This window comes from Kitasatospora sp. GAS1066B, assembly GCF_041262605.1.
In the GTDB taxonomy this organism is placed as follows: Bacteria; Actinomycetota; Actinomycetes; order Streptomycetales; family Streptomycetaceae; genus Kitasatospora.
This window is the reverse complement of record NZ_JBGCCO010000027.1, coordinates 93,957-108,819: the sequence shown is the minus strand read 5'-3', so window position 1 is coordinate 108,819 and position 14,863 is coordinate 93,957. Positions and strand designations below refer to the sequence as shown.

Here is a 14,863-nt window from a genome sequence, read left to right as displayed (position 1 = left end):
CGGCAGCGGTGCCGCCTTAGCTCAGTTGGCCAGAGCAACGCACTCGTAATGCGTAGGTCATGGGTTCGAATCCCATAGGCGGCTCACCTGAAGGCCAGGTCACATACCCTGTGACCTGGCCTTTTGCATGAACTCTGTCAAGTTGGCGGGGTGGGCGACGGGGCTCTCGCGGCCAAATCCCGCGATGTGTGCCCAGTGTGTGCCCGAGGCCCCCGGAAGTGGTCCGCGGAGGCTCCAGGGACCGGACTACTGTCGGTTACTCCTGGGCCTCTGAGTCAGTCTCCGGGCGGCAGGGTCGCTGTTCACCCCTGCAACGGCGTGGGACTACCAGTAGCCGTTCGCGCTCCCTGCCCCCTCAGGAGAGGCCCGCGACCTCCCGTCGATTCGGGCCATCGTCACCGACCTGGCCTCCCGGGACCCGCCGTCGCTGGGGTCCGCCACCCCGCTGCCGCTACGGAAGTCACGATGTCTGGCGGTCAGAGACACATAGGGGGCGTCTGAGGGCGTCCCGTCTGCAAACGCTGACGGGCACAGTGCCCGACAGCGGCCCGCTGCGGGGTCAACCCCCACGGCTGATGTCCGTCTTTGGCGTTCGGCCTTCAGCGGGCGCGCGCCGGACCTAAGTTGGTGGGAATGGACGTGCAGAGCTTGTGGTGGCGGGCGGGACGACTGGCGTACGAGATGCCGCAGGCCGGATGGCTAGAGATGAGGTGGCACGACGCGGTGCGCCGGGCGGCCACCGTGCTGGAGCCGGCCGCCACCCCGGAGGGGTACAGCGCCGGGCCGTGGAACTTCGCGCTGCCGACCGTGGCGCTGGTCATCTACACCGCTCAGTGGCCGGACACCGTAGCCAGTGCCAAAGACGTGCCAATCGAGTGGATCGTGGAGCGGGTCCGGGACCGGGAGAACTTGGAGAGCACCGTGCGGGCGGGGCTGGCGCGGTGGGACCACCAGGGCGACGGCGACCGGATCGGCAGCCTGTTCGTCTGGCTGACCCAGGATCAGGAGCCGACCTCGAAGTATGCGGACCTGCCTGCCCTGGAGAACCTGGCCGGCGGGACGCTGCTGCACGCGGGCGCGGAGTGGGCGGACCGCATGCTGACCCCTCTGCAGCGCGGCACCGCTGCGGCCTGAGAGCCCCTTCCGTCACAACGAGAGGACCAGTGTTGACGACCGCGGATGACCGCCCGGATCCGGTTCGAGATCGAGAAGCGGGCCCACCGCTCTGGCATGCAGGCGACCGAGAGGGAGGACCGGATCAAGGGGATCGGCTTCCCCAGCTCGTCGAACGGCCTGTCCCCGTTCAACGTCCACCACGCCGTTCACGCGCAGGCGCTCGACGCCTTGTGGGGCCGCACCAAGCAGTACGTCACCACGGGCTCCGAGTATCCGCTCATCCTCGGTGCGGACCGGCTGCCGGACGACCCGAACCCCGAAAGCGCGCTCCAGGCTCTGGTGGACCACGTGAGCCCGCCAGAGCTCACCGGCGAGGGCACGACGGTCGGCCCGATGGCCGCCATGTTCGCCAAGATCGAGACGGACGCCTACGAGACCTGGAATCGCCAGTGCCGGGAGATCCTGGAGCCCCGCAACGGCTGACTCAGGCCACAAGGTCGAGGTCGAGCGTGACCACCGCCGCGGCGTGGTCGCTCGACCCGTCCTCGACCGGCTCGAGGAAGTCCTGCGTGCCGGACACCCCTGACCAGCCCAGCACGGCGGCGGGCCGTGCCGACGCTGTGGCGCCACCCCGGGTTCCGGGCGTACGCGTCGTCGCAGTCGATCGCCCGTTGCCTGATCACTCAGGATCATGCCAGCGACCAAGGGTGCCGACTTGCCAGCCCCTTCGAGTGGACGGGCTAGCCGCCACGCTGGGGCGACTCAGCGATTGTGAAAGGGGCTCCGGGCCTGGAGATCACTCAACCAGCGCCGGGCCGCTTGGACCCCGTGTTTGTTGCCAGTCTCCCGGAAGGCCGTGGCGGCCTGCTCGAAGCAGGTGACGGCCTGCCCGATCTGCCGCAACTCCCCGTACGTCACGGCAAGGTTCATCAACGTCTCGCCCTCTCCATGGCGGTCTCCGCTAAAGCGTTGAACTTGCAGTGCCTGCTGATACAAGCCAAGCGATTGCGAGAGCCGACCCGCGCTCGCATGGGCATTGGCGAGGTTCTTCAATACGTTGCCTTCTTGGCGCACGTCTCGGAATTCTCGGCAAATATTCAGGCTCTGCTGAAAGTGCGATGCTGCAGCCTCATATTTTTGGAGGTCAAAGTAGGCGCGCCCGAGAGAATTATGGGTCACGCCTTCTCCGGTGCGATCCCCAAGCTTCTTGCAGATTCGCAGATCTTCGCGCAGGAGATCAATTCCTCTCCCGAGGTCTCCTAGATCGACGAGCATGGTCCCCATGTTGTGGAGAACGCGCCCCTGGCCGCTGATATCTCCTGACTTCCGGTGTAGGGCAAGCGATTTCTCAAAGTATTGCGCTGCCTCGTCGAAGCGTCCGGCCTCCACGAGTGAGGATCCTGCTGAACTAAGGATCGCTGCTTCGCTTGGGTGACCCCCGGCCTCAATCACCAGTCGAAGAGCTTCCTGATGAAAGGAAAAAGCCCGTGCCGGCTGGCGGGCGGCGTCATAGAACCTGCCGAGGCCAGATCGCACCTCGGCCTCTAGTTGCGGTTCTCCGAGCCTGCGGGAAGCCTTGAGGGCGATCTCGAGAACATAGATCCAATCCCCAAGGTGGCAATTTTGTGCGAAATGCCTCTCGAGTCGCAACGCAATGGCAATTGCGATGAGATCCAATTTCGTGTAGTGGGCGTAATGTACCGCCGACAGCAGGGTGGAGTATTCGTCATCTAGCCAGTCGCGGGCCTCGCCTGGCGATAGGAAGCGCTCACTGACTGCCTCGTCTGCTGTCCGATTCAGTTGGCCATCGGCTTCCTCGGTGACCTCGAGAAGGTGGAGCAGGACTCTGTAAAGAGCGTCTGACGATTCCACATTGTTGGCATCCTCGTCCGCCTTCTCCTCCGCGTACAGTCGAATGAGGTCGTGCATCATCCACCGCTCTTGGGTGCTGCTTAGCAGCAGGTGCGCGCTCATGAGCGTGCGGATGAGTGATCGCGTTACTGATGGGGAAGCCTCAAGGAGCACGCCGGCGGTTTCCATGGAGAAATCCGGCCCGGGGGCCAATGCAAGGAGCCTGTAGGCGCGGGCCTCTTCCGTCGAGAGTCGCCGATATGAGAGCATGAAAGCGGCCCTTACAGCCAGCGGATTTCCCAGTACGTCGATGTCATTATGCTGCAAGCCGCCGAGGCGGCTTCTTGTGTCTTTCAGCTCGTCAACCAGGCTGGCAAGCGGGCGCTTGGGTTCGATTTTCAGCAAGGCTGCAACAATCTGCAGGGCAAGCGGCAACCCGCCGCACAGGGCCGCAAGCTGATTGGCATCTTCCGGGGAATCGGTGACCCGTTGGTCATCGGGTCGAGCGACGCGCAGGGCTTGATCGAGCAGTTCCGCCGCGTTGGGCTCCGACAGCTCATCGAGCTCGATCTGGCGGCCAGGTAGCGATGCGAGAACATGCCGAGTGGTGACAATGATTCGGTGTCGAGAGGAAGAAGGAATGAGGGGAAGGACCTGGCTGGCAGCTGAGACGCTGTCCAGGATTAGGAGAAACTGGCGCTCCTGGCGTCCCAAGTAAGCTGCGTGGGTCCGCCAAAGATCCAATACATCGGTGCCTGCGAGCGGAATATCCGTCTCCGGCACACCGAGATAACGCAGCAATTGCTTTGCTGCGTTCTCGGCTTTCAAGTCGCTGTCGTTGCTGCTGTAGCCACGCATATCAAGGAACAGTACGCCGCCGGAGAACAAGCCGAGGTCTCGCGCTCGATAAGCTGCCTCGATGGCCAGGGTAGTCTTTCCGGCTCCTCCCATGCCGGAGACCGCCGTCACTATTGCAGGCTGCGGCTTCTCTTGCTCAGGATCTAGCTCGCTCAGCAGATCAGCCAAGCAGTCATCCCGCCCAACGAGCCCGACAGGCCGCGGGGGCAAGGTTTCCACGGTGCGCAGCTCTCGGTGGCTGACCTCAGGACTCACGCGGTCCTTGGACGGTCGGCCGCCCCGCTGCGCGCTCCGCTCGTCCCGTGCCGCATGGAGAAGTTGCAGCCACGCTCCCTCCGGCACGTGCTGGTGTCCGCGAGCCGCCGCTTGCTTACCCAGATAGGTGACGAGCAGAGCGAAGTACTTCTCTTTGGGGCCAGGGGCAGGAACGTGCCCGGCGTTGAGCCAGGTGCTGATGGTGGAGTCAGAGATCTTGATCGGCGGGGCCTGCGTGGCGGCAAGCCGCACGAGCTGACCCAACGTGGGCTCGCCAGCGTTCTTGTACAGGCGCTTCAGCTCGGTACTGAAACGTTCGACAGCCCCACCCACGGCCACGCCCTCCCGCCCTGCTTCCAGTCCGACGGTCCCCTGGAAGACGTCCAATCGCTCTGCTGACCAGCGTACTTGTACCTCCACAGACAGACCTGTGATCGCTGGAAACCCCCTGGGCGGCGGACAACTGGGCCAACGCCCGCTGGACCTATCCGCTGGGCACACGATCCAGGAGGCACCCGTGAATCGCCCAGTTCAGAAGCGCCCTACTCACCCCAAGCGGCCGAGGGAGATGCGCACCTTCGCCGACCCCCGACTCGAGGGGCCGGGCGATCGCCGTCAGCAGCTCATCGATGTCGCGCTCAAGGGTGTCTGTGCCGGCCTGGCGCGCGCCGCGCTTGAAGAGACTTGGCGGTGGATTTCCCAGTAGCAGTCCGAAGCCGGCCCACCGAGAGGTGACGGTGTGCCACGTATCAGGAAATGGGCTACTGGCCAACGAAGTTGACCGTGCTCCATGGCCACGAGTGCAACTCGTGGCCATGGAGCACGGCAACCGGGACTCCCAAGCCGAAGCCGATATCCGCCGGCCCCTGACAAGGGGCCAGCGGGGGCGAGGATCGTCGCGCCGAGACCAGCCTCAGTCGGTTCGAGGCCGATCACGAGGCTGGTCTCGACACAGGCGAGACTGCTCAGAGGCCGATCCAGGGTGCGAGCGAGTCCCAGGCCATACCGCACAGCCGCTGGGAGCGCTCGCGTACGAACTCCACGCTCCAGTCCTCCTCGTGCTGTGCGAGGGCTGCAACCAGAGGAAGGTAGCGTGCTCGGCGGATGATGGCCTCGGCCCCTTCGCCGATTTCGATGCCTTCGTGGGCGGCCTGCGCGAGCGTCTTCTCCGCCTCCTCGACGGTCGTCGCGGAGAGAGCCTGGAACATCAGCCGCTTGATCGGCCACGAGCGCTGGTGCGCGGAGGAGTTCTCGACCCTGGGAAGCAGCGTCAGGTTCCCGAGCACGTGGACGGTGCTCTGCTCCTCATAGAGCTTTCCCTCCCACCCGCTCGCGCCGGAGCCCTTCGGGGCCACATGCTCGATCGTGGAGAACGCCTCGTCATGCCAGCGCTCGAGGTTCAGGGTGCTCAGGACACCCTGCCTGCCGAGCGTGACCAGACCGGGCCGCTCCTTGTCGGGTGTCGAGTCGTTGGAGGCCGCGAGGAGCAGGAGTTTGGTGAGCTGGCGAGAGCTCGTGTAGACGGGGATCTCGGCCGCGCGCGCCACCCAGCGGTCCTTCTCGCCGAGCCCCTCCTCCTGGAGCTGCTGGCGGAGGTAGCTCAGCATCTCCTCAATAGGGGGAACCTCGGTGAGCTGCCGGCCGAACCGCATGAACCTCAGCCCACCTTCGTCGATGGCCGGGGCGCCCATGAGCTTTCGATAAACGTTGTCGATCCCGTTGGTGCTGCCGAAAGCTCCTCGCCAGAGGCCGTAGAACGCGCCGCAGGCTCGGACAGCTGTGAGGAACTGACAGGCCCGCTCATCAATGTTGTCCTGAGCCAGCCGGTGCGAAGCGTAGTACCGGGCGAGCGGCGCTACCACGATGTCGTGCTTGGCCTCGCGAAGCACCTGGGCGCACAACGCAGCCTGCTTTCGCAGCGCGTCGTCTGTGCACTCCGGAAGCTTTTCAGGTTGAGCCCACGGGCCGGAGACGAACTTGGTGACCTGGGCCAGCGCTTGCAGGAAGACGCGCCGCTCTGCCTGGCCGGCCTCCTTGTCGAACGCGGTGCGCAGGTAATGACGCTGCTCACTGAGGCGCTTGCTCAGCCGGGTTCCGTCGTTGAGCAGCGCGAACGGGATAAGGATGTTGTCTGTTGCCGTCTGGCGCTTGTCCGCGGATGACGCGCCCTGCGCGTCGAGGTACTTCTCGATGGTGTCAAAGTGGTTGTACGACTCTGACCCGTGCCATTCCTTGAGAGGCTCGTTCTTGATGGCCTTGGGCTTGAACGTCTCGATCGCCGTGAGCGGCTGCCCGGTGGTGTTCAGGGCCTCAAACATGTCGAAGCCGTAGTCTTCGTGCTTGGACGTTACGACCGCCACGGTCACCCGGTTGAGCAGGTAGTTGGCGAAGACGATCAGTCGGAGAAGCGCCCCGATGCGGTCTTCTTCTCGGGCCGCGTCGATCACGAAGTCGGGGAAGGGGCTGTTGAACAGCGCCTCCTGGAGGACTTTGGACTCCACCATGGCCTGCGCGGAGGGAAGATCGGCCTCATCCTCCCGAGCCTGCCGCGACAGCGAGACGGCCTGGCGCAGCGTCCGGCGGATGAAGGCGCGCGTGAGCTCGAGGTGCTTGTGCGCCTGGGCGTTGGCGTCCTCGGCCTCGCCCTCGACGAAGGGGATGTGCTTGTAGTCCTGCGAGCCGATTTCGTCGCGTCGATACTTCCCGTACTGGTGCAGGTAGTACCCGATCGGGGACTCGTACTGCGCTTCGCCCTTATTGCGGGACCACACGTCGTGGAACGAGCGGATCATGCGGGGATAGAAGCGGAAGTCGCCCTCCCCATATCGCATGTCCTCCTCGAAGGTGTCGGTGAGACGGACTGTCACATCGACTGCCTGATTGAAGCACCAGTCTCGGGCTTCGCCCCCGTTCTTGGGGAGTCGGTTCGCTCGAACGCTGATCTCTTCGTGCAGGACAGTAGTCAGCAGGAGGAGGGTGGTCATTCGCTGCTGGCCGTCGATGATGCTCATGACCTTTGCGGGCACCATCGGTCGGTGGATCGGATCCACCGTGCTGTACTGGAGGTCGCGCAGTGCGATTACGGAGCCGATGAAGCAGATCGACTCCGGGAACTTGGTGATCTGCTCCACACCGTGGGCGACGTCCGCGATGAGGCGCTTGACCTTGTTTGACTCCCAGCTGTACGCGCGCTGGTACGGCGGGATATAAAGTCCCTGGCCGGTTTCGCTGAGGTACTGTGCCACTGTGTAAGGGGCAGCGTCGAAGATCTCGCGGGTTTCCAAATGAAGCTCCCGTGCGTTTACGCGGTTCCGTTTGCCGTTTCAGGCTCTCTCCGCGCGGTAGTCGCGGCTCTTGGGTTCCTTGGGCGAGCGCGGGCAGCCTGCGGCCCGGCGACGCTGGAACACTTCACAATCGCTGCGGTTCTTGCCAGCCCCCTCGCCCTGCGCCTCCGTGTAGAGGCACCCCTCCGCGCAACGCTCCCCCTGCGCACGCCCGACCCTGACCGTCGCGACCCGCTGCAACATGAGGACCACGACTAGCGATCAAGCCTAGACCGAGCCACTGACACGCGGGGGCCCGTCGCGGAAATCCGCGTTCGAAGCCGGGCGTATCGGGCCTCGGCCCGGGTGTGACTCAGCCGCTCGGTGACCGATCCCGATGGTGTCTGGTGGGTGCATGGCGCGGGGCGGGGTCGGCACGGGTTTGGTGAGCCTGCTCCGACTGTCTCCGCAGTTGGATAGGATCTCAGTGCACTCCTGGTGGAACTGATCAGTCCGTCGAGGAGAGCCGCCAGGAGTGAGAGTCGGAGCGAATCAGATCAAGAGGGGGCAAAACATGGCAGAGGCCCGTGCTGCGGAGGTCGACATCGTCTACCTCGACTACAACGCCACGGCACCACTGCGCCCCGAGGCCCTCGACGCAACACTGGCTGCTCTCAACAGCGTTGGCAATGCTTCAAGCATGCACCACTTGGGACGTGACGCTGCCGCCAGAGTCGACGCTGCCCGCCGTCAGCTCGCCGGCCTGCTCAACTGCTCAACCGGGGAGATCATCTTTACCTCCGGGGCAACCGAGGCGAACAACCTTGCCCTGCGTGCGGCGTACGCGCGCAGCGGTGCGCTGGTGACCACCGCCGTGGAACACCCCGCGATCCTCGAAACAGCCCGCGCTGTCACCGAGGGGGAGCCAGACTCGCTCGTCCTGTTGCCGGTCGACGGCGACGGAGCTGTGGACCTGGAGCCGCTCGACGGGATCTTTCGCGAGCGGCAGGTGGCCCTGGTGTCGGTCATGCTCGCCAATAACGAGACCGGGGTGCTGACCGATCTGACGCCCATCGTCAAGGCTGCTCACGAGGCCGGTGCCCTGGTCCACACCGACGCCACACAGTACGTCGGGCGGCTGCCCGTGGACCTGGACGTGCTGGATGTGGATCTACTGTCCCTGTCGGCCCACAAGTTTGGTGGCCCGCAGGGCGTCGGAGCACTATTCCTCCGGCGCGGCACCAGCCTGCCGCACCGGCCTCTGCTGGTCGGAGGCGGGCACGAACGCGGGTGGCGAGCGGGCACGCTCAACGTGGCCGGCATCGCCGGGCTCGGCGCGGCAGCGGAGGCCGCCGGCCTCAAACTGCAGTCAGAATCCGCCCGGGTATCCGATCTTCGAAATGCGCTGGAGGTCGGCCTAACCGCTCGGGTGCCGGGCTGTCGCATCAACGGCGCTGGCGCACCCCGCCTGCCGGGAGTGACCAGCATCACCTTCCCGGGCATGCCAGCTGACGCGGTTCTCGCCGCCATGCCGTATGTGGCCGCCTCCGACGGCAGCGCATGCTCGTCGGGAGCCCCGACCCCGAGCCATGTGCTCCTCGCGATGGGCCGCACCCGTGACGACGCGGACTCCACTGTGCGGTTCTCCCTGGGCTACGACACCACAAGGCGGGACATCGAGCGCGGCGTCGATGCCGCTGCAGAGGCGGTCGCGCAGGTCCGATCCGTGCTGGCCGCTACTGCGGAGCCGTGACCGGCGTTACTCCCGGATAGCCCTGCTTTCCTCTGAACTACTTGACCACTGAGAGGCACCCCCCGAATGTCAGACAGCCGGCTCGCTGAAGCCGTCGAGCTCCACTTCAACCGCCACGAGACCTTCGCTCCGCGGTTCGGCTGGATGCATAAGGCATACATGCAGGTCAAGGAATATCCGGACATCTTCTACCGCGAGGATGCGCCGGTCCTGCTCGGTGTTGGTAAGAACATGGTCAACGCCATGCGCTACTGGTCGAAGGCGTTCAAGCTGACTCAGGAGCACGCCCACAGCGACCCCTCGCGGAAAGCCCGCCTGGCCGCGCCCACTTGGCGGGCACGGTGGTTGCTCGACGAGAACGGGGCCGACCCCTACCTCGAGGACACCGGCAGCCTGTGGCTCCTCCACTGGTGGCTGCTCTCAGCCGAACCGAACTCCAAGTGCCAGGCGCCGAGCTGGTACGTAATGTTCAACCTGGCGCCGCGCTCCCGCGTCACCGACGCGGAGATGCAGAGCGTCATCACGCGCTACGTCCACGAGAACTTCGAGGAGAAGCACTGGCGGGCCGCAGAGTCCGTCAACCGCGATGTGGACTGCCTCGTCAAGATGTACGCCTCGGACCAGGAGTTCAACCCGCTGTCCCCGGGCAGTTTCGAGGACCTGCTCATGTCTCCGTTCCGCGAGCTCGGCCTGCTGGAGGGGCAGGGAAAGGGCAAGCAGAAGACCTGGCGCTTCACCAGCGGCGCCCGCTCGAACCTGCCGGCGGCAGTCCTGGCCTACGCCTGCCTTGACTACGCCTCACGGCTGTCCCCGAACGCCGGCTCGATCTCTCTCGCCCGGCTCGCGGCCGAGGAAGGATCCCCGGGCAGTGCGTTCCGCATGCGGGAACCAGAACTGACCAAGGCCATCGAGTCCCTCGTCGGCAACCATCCCGACCTGCAGATCGTCGAGGCACTCGGCCAGCGCAGCCTCGCCTACACCAAGCCGCCGAGCTCACTGGCCTGGGACGTGCTCGATGAGTATTACGGGCGCGTTCGGGAGCGCAAGGACTTCCCCACTCCTGATCAGTGGATCGAGATGTACCCGGGACTTGCCAGCACTCCGGCGAACAGCCCGGACAAGAAGTCCTCCCAGCAGGCTGAGGAGCTGGTATTCGGCGAGGAGAACGCCTAATCATGACGACGAAGAACAAGCAGGGTTCCCGCCAGACCGCCACGGGCGTCCAGCTCCCCGAAGGCATCGCCCTGGTCGGCTCGGAACTGCGGTCCACCAACCTTGAGCGCGACGTTCGCGAACGCCACCTGAACTCGCCCTATGTTGGAGCCCGCGCCCAGGACGTCCTCGAACGTGTCACCCACGCCGTGGGCGACCTCGGACGCACGCGCGCCTGGTCATTCACCGGCCCCTACGGCTCCGGCAAGTCCACCCTTTCCAACCTCTTCGACGCCTTCCTCGGGCACGACAAGGCGCGCCGCGCCGAGGCCGAAGCGGCAGTCGCGGCGACCAGCCCGGGCTACGCCACACGGCTGGCCCGCGTACGGGACCAGCTCACCGAGACAGGTTTCCTTGGCGCGGTCGCCACCGCACGCCGTGAGCCCCTCGCGGCAACCGTCCACCGCGCCCTGCAGACCGCCGTCGAGCGGAGGTGGAAGAAGCGGCCTCCGAAAGCCGTCGCCCAGGCCCTCGCCGTGTGCGCCGAGCGCGAGGTGCCGACCGCGCAGAGCCTGCTGGACGCCTTCACCGTGCTGTGCGAAGCAGCCCCCGTCTTGCTGATCCTCGACGAGTTCGGCAAGACGCTCGAGTACCTCGCTGCGGCTGGCGATAACGGCGACGCCGACAGCGACGTCTTCCTTCTTCAGATGCTGGCCGAGAAGGGCGCCGGCCGCTCGGGCCTGCCCCTGTTCATCTTCACCCTGCAGCACCTGGCCTTCACCGACTACGCGGCGCGCTCCAGCAGTGTCCAGACCCAGGAATGGGCCAAGATCCAGGGCCGCTTCGAGGACATCACCTTCGCGCCGAACCTCGGCGACGCTGTCCACCTGATGCAACGCCGCCTCGACCTGACCGCCGTCGCGGAGCCCGGCCGTGTGCTCATCGAGGCGCAGGCCAAGGCCGCCGCAAAGGCGTGGAAGGAGGGCCACGCGCTCAACGCCGTCGTCGACATCTCCGCCGAGATGTTCGCTGGCCTCTACCCACTCCACCCGCTCACTGCCGTCGCAGCCCCGCTCCTCGCCTCACAGATCGGACAGCACGACCGCAGCCTCACCGGCTTCCTCGCCAGTGACGAACCGAACACCGTCCGCCGGACCCTGGAGGCGTTCTCCTCCGACGCACCTGAGCGCGCCTCCACAGTGCGCTTGCCGCAGCTGTACGACTACTTCTTCGCCTCCGGTCGCACCACCATCCTCGCCTCGTCCAACGCCAGCCGCTGGCTCGAGGTCGACATGCGGCTCAGCGAGGCCCACGGGCTGCCCACCGAGGACCAGGAACTCCTCAAGATCATCGGCATCCTGAACCTCATCGACGCCGACGGCCTCCTGCGCGCCACGCCAGCCATGATCCAGTTCGCGCTGCATGACCCGCTCGACGCCGAAGACGCTGAGCGCTTCGCCGCCCTTGAGGAGCGACTGAACAACCTCGTCGAGGGCGGCTTCGTCGTCCACCGTGCTTACAGCAACGAGTACCGCGTCTGGCAGGGAACCGACGTTGACATCGACGCTCGGGTTCGCGAAGTCGCTACCCGGATCCGGCCTGCCGACGTCGTCGACTACTTCAGCAAACACCTCGGCACCGTCCTGCCCGCCGCGGTGGTGGCCGGCAAGCACAGCCAGCAGACGGGCATGCTGCGCTACCTCGTCACCGCGGTCAGCCACGAAGGCGAGAAGATCGACGGCCCTGAGATCGTCAAGGACGCCGCGGACGGTCTCATCGTCTACCACCTCGGCACCCACGACACCCGACCCGTCGTCAACTCCCCTCTGCCTGTGCTGATTGGCACCACCGAGCAGCCCGACAAGATCCTGCAGGCCGGCATCGACCTCGTGGCTCTCGAAGAACTCCTCGACGACGACACCATCGACCACGTCGCCACCCGCGAGATCGCCGAACGGGCGGCCGAGATCGCTCAGAAGATCGGCGCACAGCTGGACGAAGCCTTCAGCCCCCGCAGCCCGCAGTCGACTTGGCGCCTATGGCATGAGGCCACCGAGACCAGCAGCGAGCCCAACGCGGTTATCGAAGCCCGCAGCTATGCCAGTCTCGCCTCCCAGGCATGCGAGCGTGTCTACCCGCACACCCCGCACATTCGCAACGAGATGGCCGGCCGCCACCAGCTCACCAGCAACGGCGCGCGCGCTCGCCGCGAGGTGCTCACCGCGATGATCCAGAAGTCGGGTGTTTACCTTCTTGGATTCGATCCGGACCTCTACTCCGCCGAGCGCGCGATGTACCACGGGGTCGTCGAGTTCCTCGGTCTCCACCGCGTCGCAGGGGAGAGCGGCAGCGGTGCCGACGCCGACAGCATCCTCACCCACGGCATCTCCCGGCCCAGCGCCGATGTGAACGCCGAGGTCATGGCCGTCTGGGAGGCCCTCGAGGAAGCGCTGACCAAGGCCACCGCGCCCACCCCGATCGTGGACATCTACGGGCAGCTCATGGCGCCGCCGTACGGCGTCAAGGCGGGCGTTGTCCCGATCCTGGTGGTCACCGCGCTGATCCTGCGTGGCGAGGACATCGCTCTGTTCGAGGAAGGCAGCTACTGCCAGCGGCTGACACCGGAGATCATCGAGCGGCTCAACGTCAACCCGGACCGCTTCATGGTCAAGGCTGCACCCGTCGGCCGCGGCCAGCGCCGTCTTGTGGTGGAGGGCCTCGCTAAAGCCCTGAACGTTGCCACGCCGCGCTCGCGCTCGGCACGCAACCCCGTGCTCCTGGCCGTGACACGGATGCTCCTGGGCCGCGTCATGGACCTGGATGAATACGCGAAGAAGACAAAGCGTCTCAGCAAGCCGACGCTGAAGCTTCGCGACGTCCTGGAGAACGCGACCGACCCCGACAGGCTGATCTTCGACTCCCTGCCCGAGGCCATCGGTATCCTGCCTATCCTGCCGGACACGTCCAAGGACGAGCAGGCAGGCAAGGCGTACGTAGCGAGCCTGATCGCCAGCCTGGATGAACTCTCCGGTGCCAGCGCAGCTCTGCGCCAGGAGGTCGTGGCCACGATCGCCAAGGAGTTCCGACTGCCCGTTGAGCTCAACGAGCTGCGATCGGGCCTGGCCGAACGACTTCGAGGGTTCGCCACTGCACCGCTCGAGCTCAGCCTGCAGGGGTTTGTCTCCCGGGTCTTGAACGAGAGTCTGCCGGACGAGGACTGGCTCGACCCGATCACCATTTGCCTCGTGAACAAGAACCTCAAGGACTGGACGGACAAGGACGCCGAGACCTTCCCGGCCAAGGTCAAGGAGGTAGCCCGCGCTCTCGAGCGGGTCAGCCACCTCTACGAGGCGCACGACGTGCCGGCCACCGATCAGCAGCCGGCCGCGCCGCGCCGAATCGAGACCCGCCTGCTGACGCTCACCACCCCCCAAGGCACAGAGGAACGAACCCTCATCCACGTGCCGAAGCAATCCCGCAAGGCCGCCGACGACCTTGTTGTCAGTGTCATCAGGCAGGCTGAAGAGGCGCTCGGCCCCGACGGCGCCCGCATCCTGCTCGCCGCCCTCGCCGAGCGTCTGGCCGCGGCTGGCACCGACACGGCCCCCGAGACGAAGGAGAAGCTGTGAGCGACACCACCGGCTCCGGAACCAAGACACGCCATGTTCTCGGCCTGTCCGGAGGCAAAGACTCCTCCGCCCTCGCCATCCACATGCGTGACCGGGTACCGGACATGGAGTACTTCTTCTGCGACACCGGTGCCGAGCTGCCGGAGACATATGAGTATCTCAACCGCCTCGAAGCCGCAGTCGGCAAGCCCATCGTCCGACTGAATGCCACCCGCGACTTCGACCACTGGCTCGAGGTCTACCAGGGCACCCTCCCCAGCCCCCAGATGCGCTGGTGCACCAAAAACCTAAAGATCAAGCCGCTGGAGGAGTGGGTCGGCGATGACGAAGTCATCTCGTACGTCGCCATCCGGGCAGACGAGAACCGCCTCGGCTACGTCAGCACCAAGCCCAACATCACCGCGGTGTTCCCCTTCCGTGAGGACGGCATCGACCGCCCCGGGGTCGACCGCATCCTCGACGAAGCTGGTATCGGCCTGCCGGCCTACTACGAGTGGCGCACCCGGTCCGGCTGCTACTTCTGCTTCTTCCAGCGCAAGCACGAGTGGGTCGGCCTCAAAGACCGCCACCCCGAGCTGTTCGAGAAGGCCATAGCGTACGAGGAAAAGGTCAACTTCCGGCACACCGCTATGCAGGGCCGGGAGTACACCTGGTCGCAGGGCGAGTCCCTGCACGAGCTGATCGAGCGTCGGGACGAGATCGAAGCCAAGCACCAGGGCGCGCTCGAGCGGGCCGCCAAGCGCATCAAGCCGAACCGGCCGCTCTTGGAGATCCTCGCGGACGCGCACGACGAGGACGACGACGAGGCAGGTTGCGCCGTGTGCCACCTCTGAACTGGCGGCTTGGATCCCCGTGCTGACGGCTACGAGCCGTCAGCACGGGGCTCTTCCGTACGCACTGACGCCGTACTCGTGGGTTTAGTCTCTGGGCGCTACGTCGGCGAGGCCCAGCACGACGGGACGGTGAACGCTATCGTTTAGGAACCC

General features: G+C 65.6%; 9 protein-coding genes and 1 tRNA gene. 8 read left to right on the top strand and 2 right to left on the bottom strand.

Going from position 1 to position 14,863, the window contains the following annotated elements:
• Positions 1-10: 10 nt before the first annotated feature.
• From ABH937_RS27605 to ABH937_RS27595, 3 genes are all read left to right on the top strand, one after another.
• Positions 11-84, top strand: a tRNA-Thr gene (locus ABH937_RS27605).
• Positions 85-633: 549 nt separating this feature from the next.
• Entirely contained in the window at positions 634-1,134 is a 501-nt protein-coding gene (locus tag ABH937_RS27600; protein ID WP_370219865.1) for a hypothetical protein, read from the top strand.
• A gap of 45 nt (positions 1,135-1,179) precedes the next feature.
• Entirely contained in the window at positions 1,180-1,599 is a 420-nt protein-coding gene (locus tag ABH937_RS27595) for a hypothetical protein (RefSeq protein WP_370219864.1), read from the top strand.
• A 279-nt stretch (positions 1,600-1,878) separates the two neighbouring features.
• Here ABH937_RS27595 and ABH937_RS27590 read toward each other — a convergent pair whose 3' ends face one another.
• Positions 1,879-4,467, bottom strand: a complete 2,589-nt coding sequence (locus tag ABH937_RS27590) for a tetratricopeptide repeat protein (RefSeq protein WP_370219863.1) — start codon at positions 4,465-4,467, stop codon at positions 1,879-1,881.
• A gap of 181 nt (positions 4,468-4,648) precedes the next feature.
• Between ABH937_RS27590 and ABH937_RS27585 the strand changes: the two genes are divergently transcribed.
• A complete protein-coding gene (locus ABH937_RS27585) occupies positions 4,649-4,786 on the top strand; it encodes a hypothetical protein (protein ID WP_370219862.1) in 138 nt (45 codons plus the stop codon).
• Between the two features lie 259 nt (positions 4,787-5,045).
• On the opposite strand, the gene ABH937_RS27580 is transcribed toward ABH937_RS27585, so the two are convergent.
• Complete coding sequence (locus ABH937_RS27580; protein WP_370219861.1) at positions 5,046-7,364, bottom strand: DUF262 domain-containing protein; 2,319 nt, start codon at positions 7,362-7,364, stop codon at positions 5,046-5,048.
• Positions 7,365-7,917: 553 nt separating this feature from the next.
• Here ABH937_RS27580 and ABH937_RS27575 point away from each other — a divergent pair.
• From ABH937_RS27575 to ABH937_RS27560, 4 genes are all read left to right on the top strand, one after another.
• The gene (locus ABH937_RS27575) at positions 7,918-9,096 is read left to right on the top strand and encodes a cysteine desulfurase family protein (RefSeq protein ID WP_370219860.1); all 1,179 of its coding nucleotides are present in this window, start codon (positions 7,918-7,920) and stop codon (positions 9,094-9,096) included.
• Positions 9,097-9,162: 66 nt separating this feature from the next.
• Positions 9,163-10,269, top strand: a complete 1,107-nt coding sequence (locus ABH937_RS27570; RefSeq protein ID WP_370219859.1) for a DUF4007 family protein — start codon at positions 9,163-9,165, stop codon at positions 10,267-10,269.
• Positions 10,270-10,271: 2 nt separating this feature from the next.
• A complete protein-coding gene (locus ABH937_RS27565; RefSeq protein ID WP_370219858.1) occupies positions 10,272-13,877 on the top strand; it encodes an ATP-binding protein in 3,606 nt (1,201 codons plus the stop codon).
• Positions 13,874-14,710 carry a phosphoadenosine phosphosulfate reductase family protein gene (locus ABH937_RS27560; protein WP_370219857.1) on the top strand — a complete coding sequence of 279 codons (837 nt, stop codon included), beginning with the start codon at positions 13,874-13,876 and terminating at the stop codon, positions 14,708-14,710. Before ABH937_RS27565 ends, ABH937_RS27560 begins: the two co-directional genes overlap by 4 nt.
• Positions 14,711-14,863: the final 153 nt, after the last annotated feature.

Excerpts from the sequence above, each read along its gene's own strand:
- ABH937_RS27600 (WP_370219865.1), top strand. The coding sequence starts at position 634 with ATGGACGTGCAGAGCTTGTGGTGGCGGGCGGGACGACTGGCGTACGAG.
- ABH937_RS27595 (WP_370219864.1), top strand. The coding sequence starts at position 1,180 with ATGACCGCCCGGATCCGGTTCGAGATCGAGAAGCGGGCCCACCGCTCT.
- ABH937_RS27585 (WP_370219862.1), top strand. The coding sequence starts at position 4,649 with ATGCGCACCTTCGCCGACCCCCGACTCGAGGGGCCGGGCGATCGCCGT.
- ABH937_RS27575 (WP_370219860.1), top strand. The coding sequence starts at position 7,918 with ATGGCAGAGGCCCGTGCTGCGGAGGTCGACATCGTCTACCTCGACTAC.
- ABH937_RS27570 (WP_370219859.1), top strand. The coding sequence starts at position 9,163 with ATGTCAGACAGCCGGCTCGCTGAAGCCGTCGAGCTCCACTTCAACCGC.
- ABH937_RS27565 (WP_370219858.1), top strand. The coding sequence starts at position 10,272 with ATGACGACGAAGAACAAGCAGGGTTCCCGCCAGACCGCCACGGGCGTC.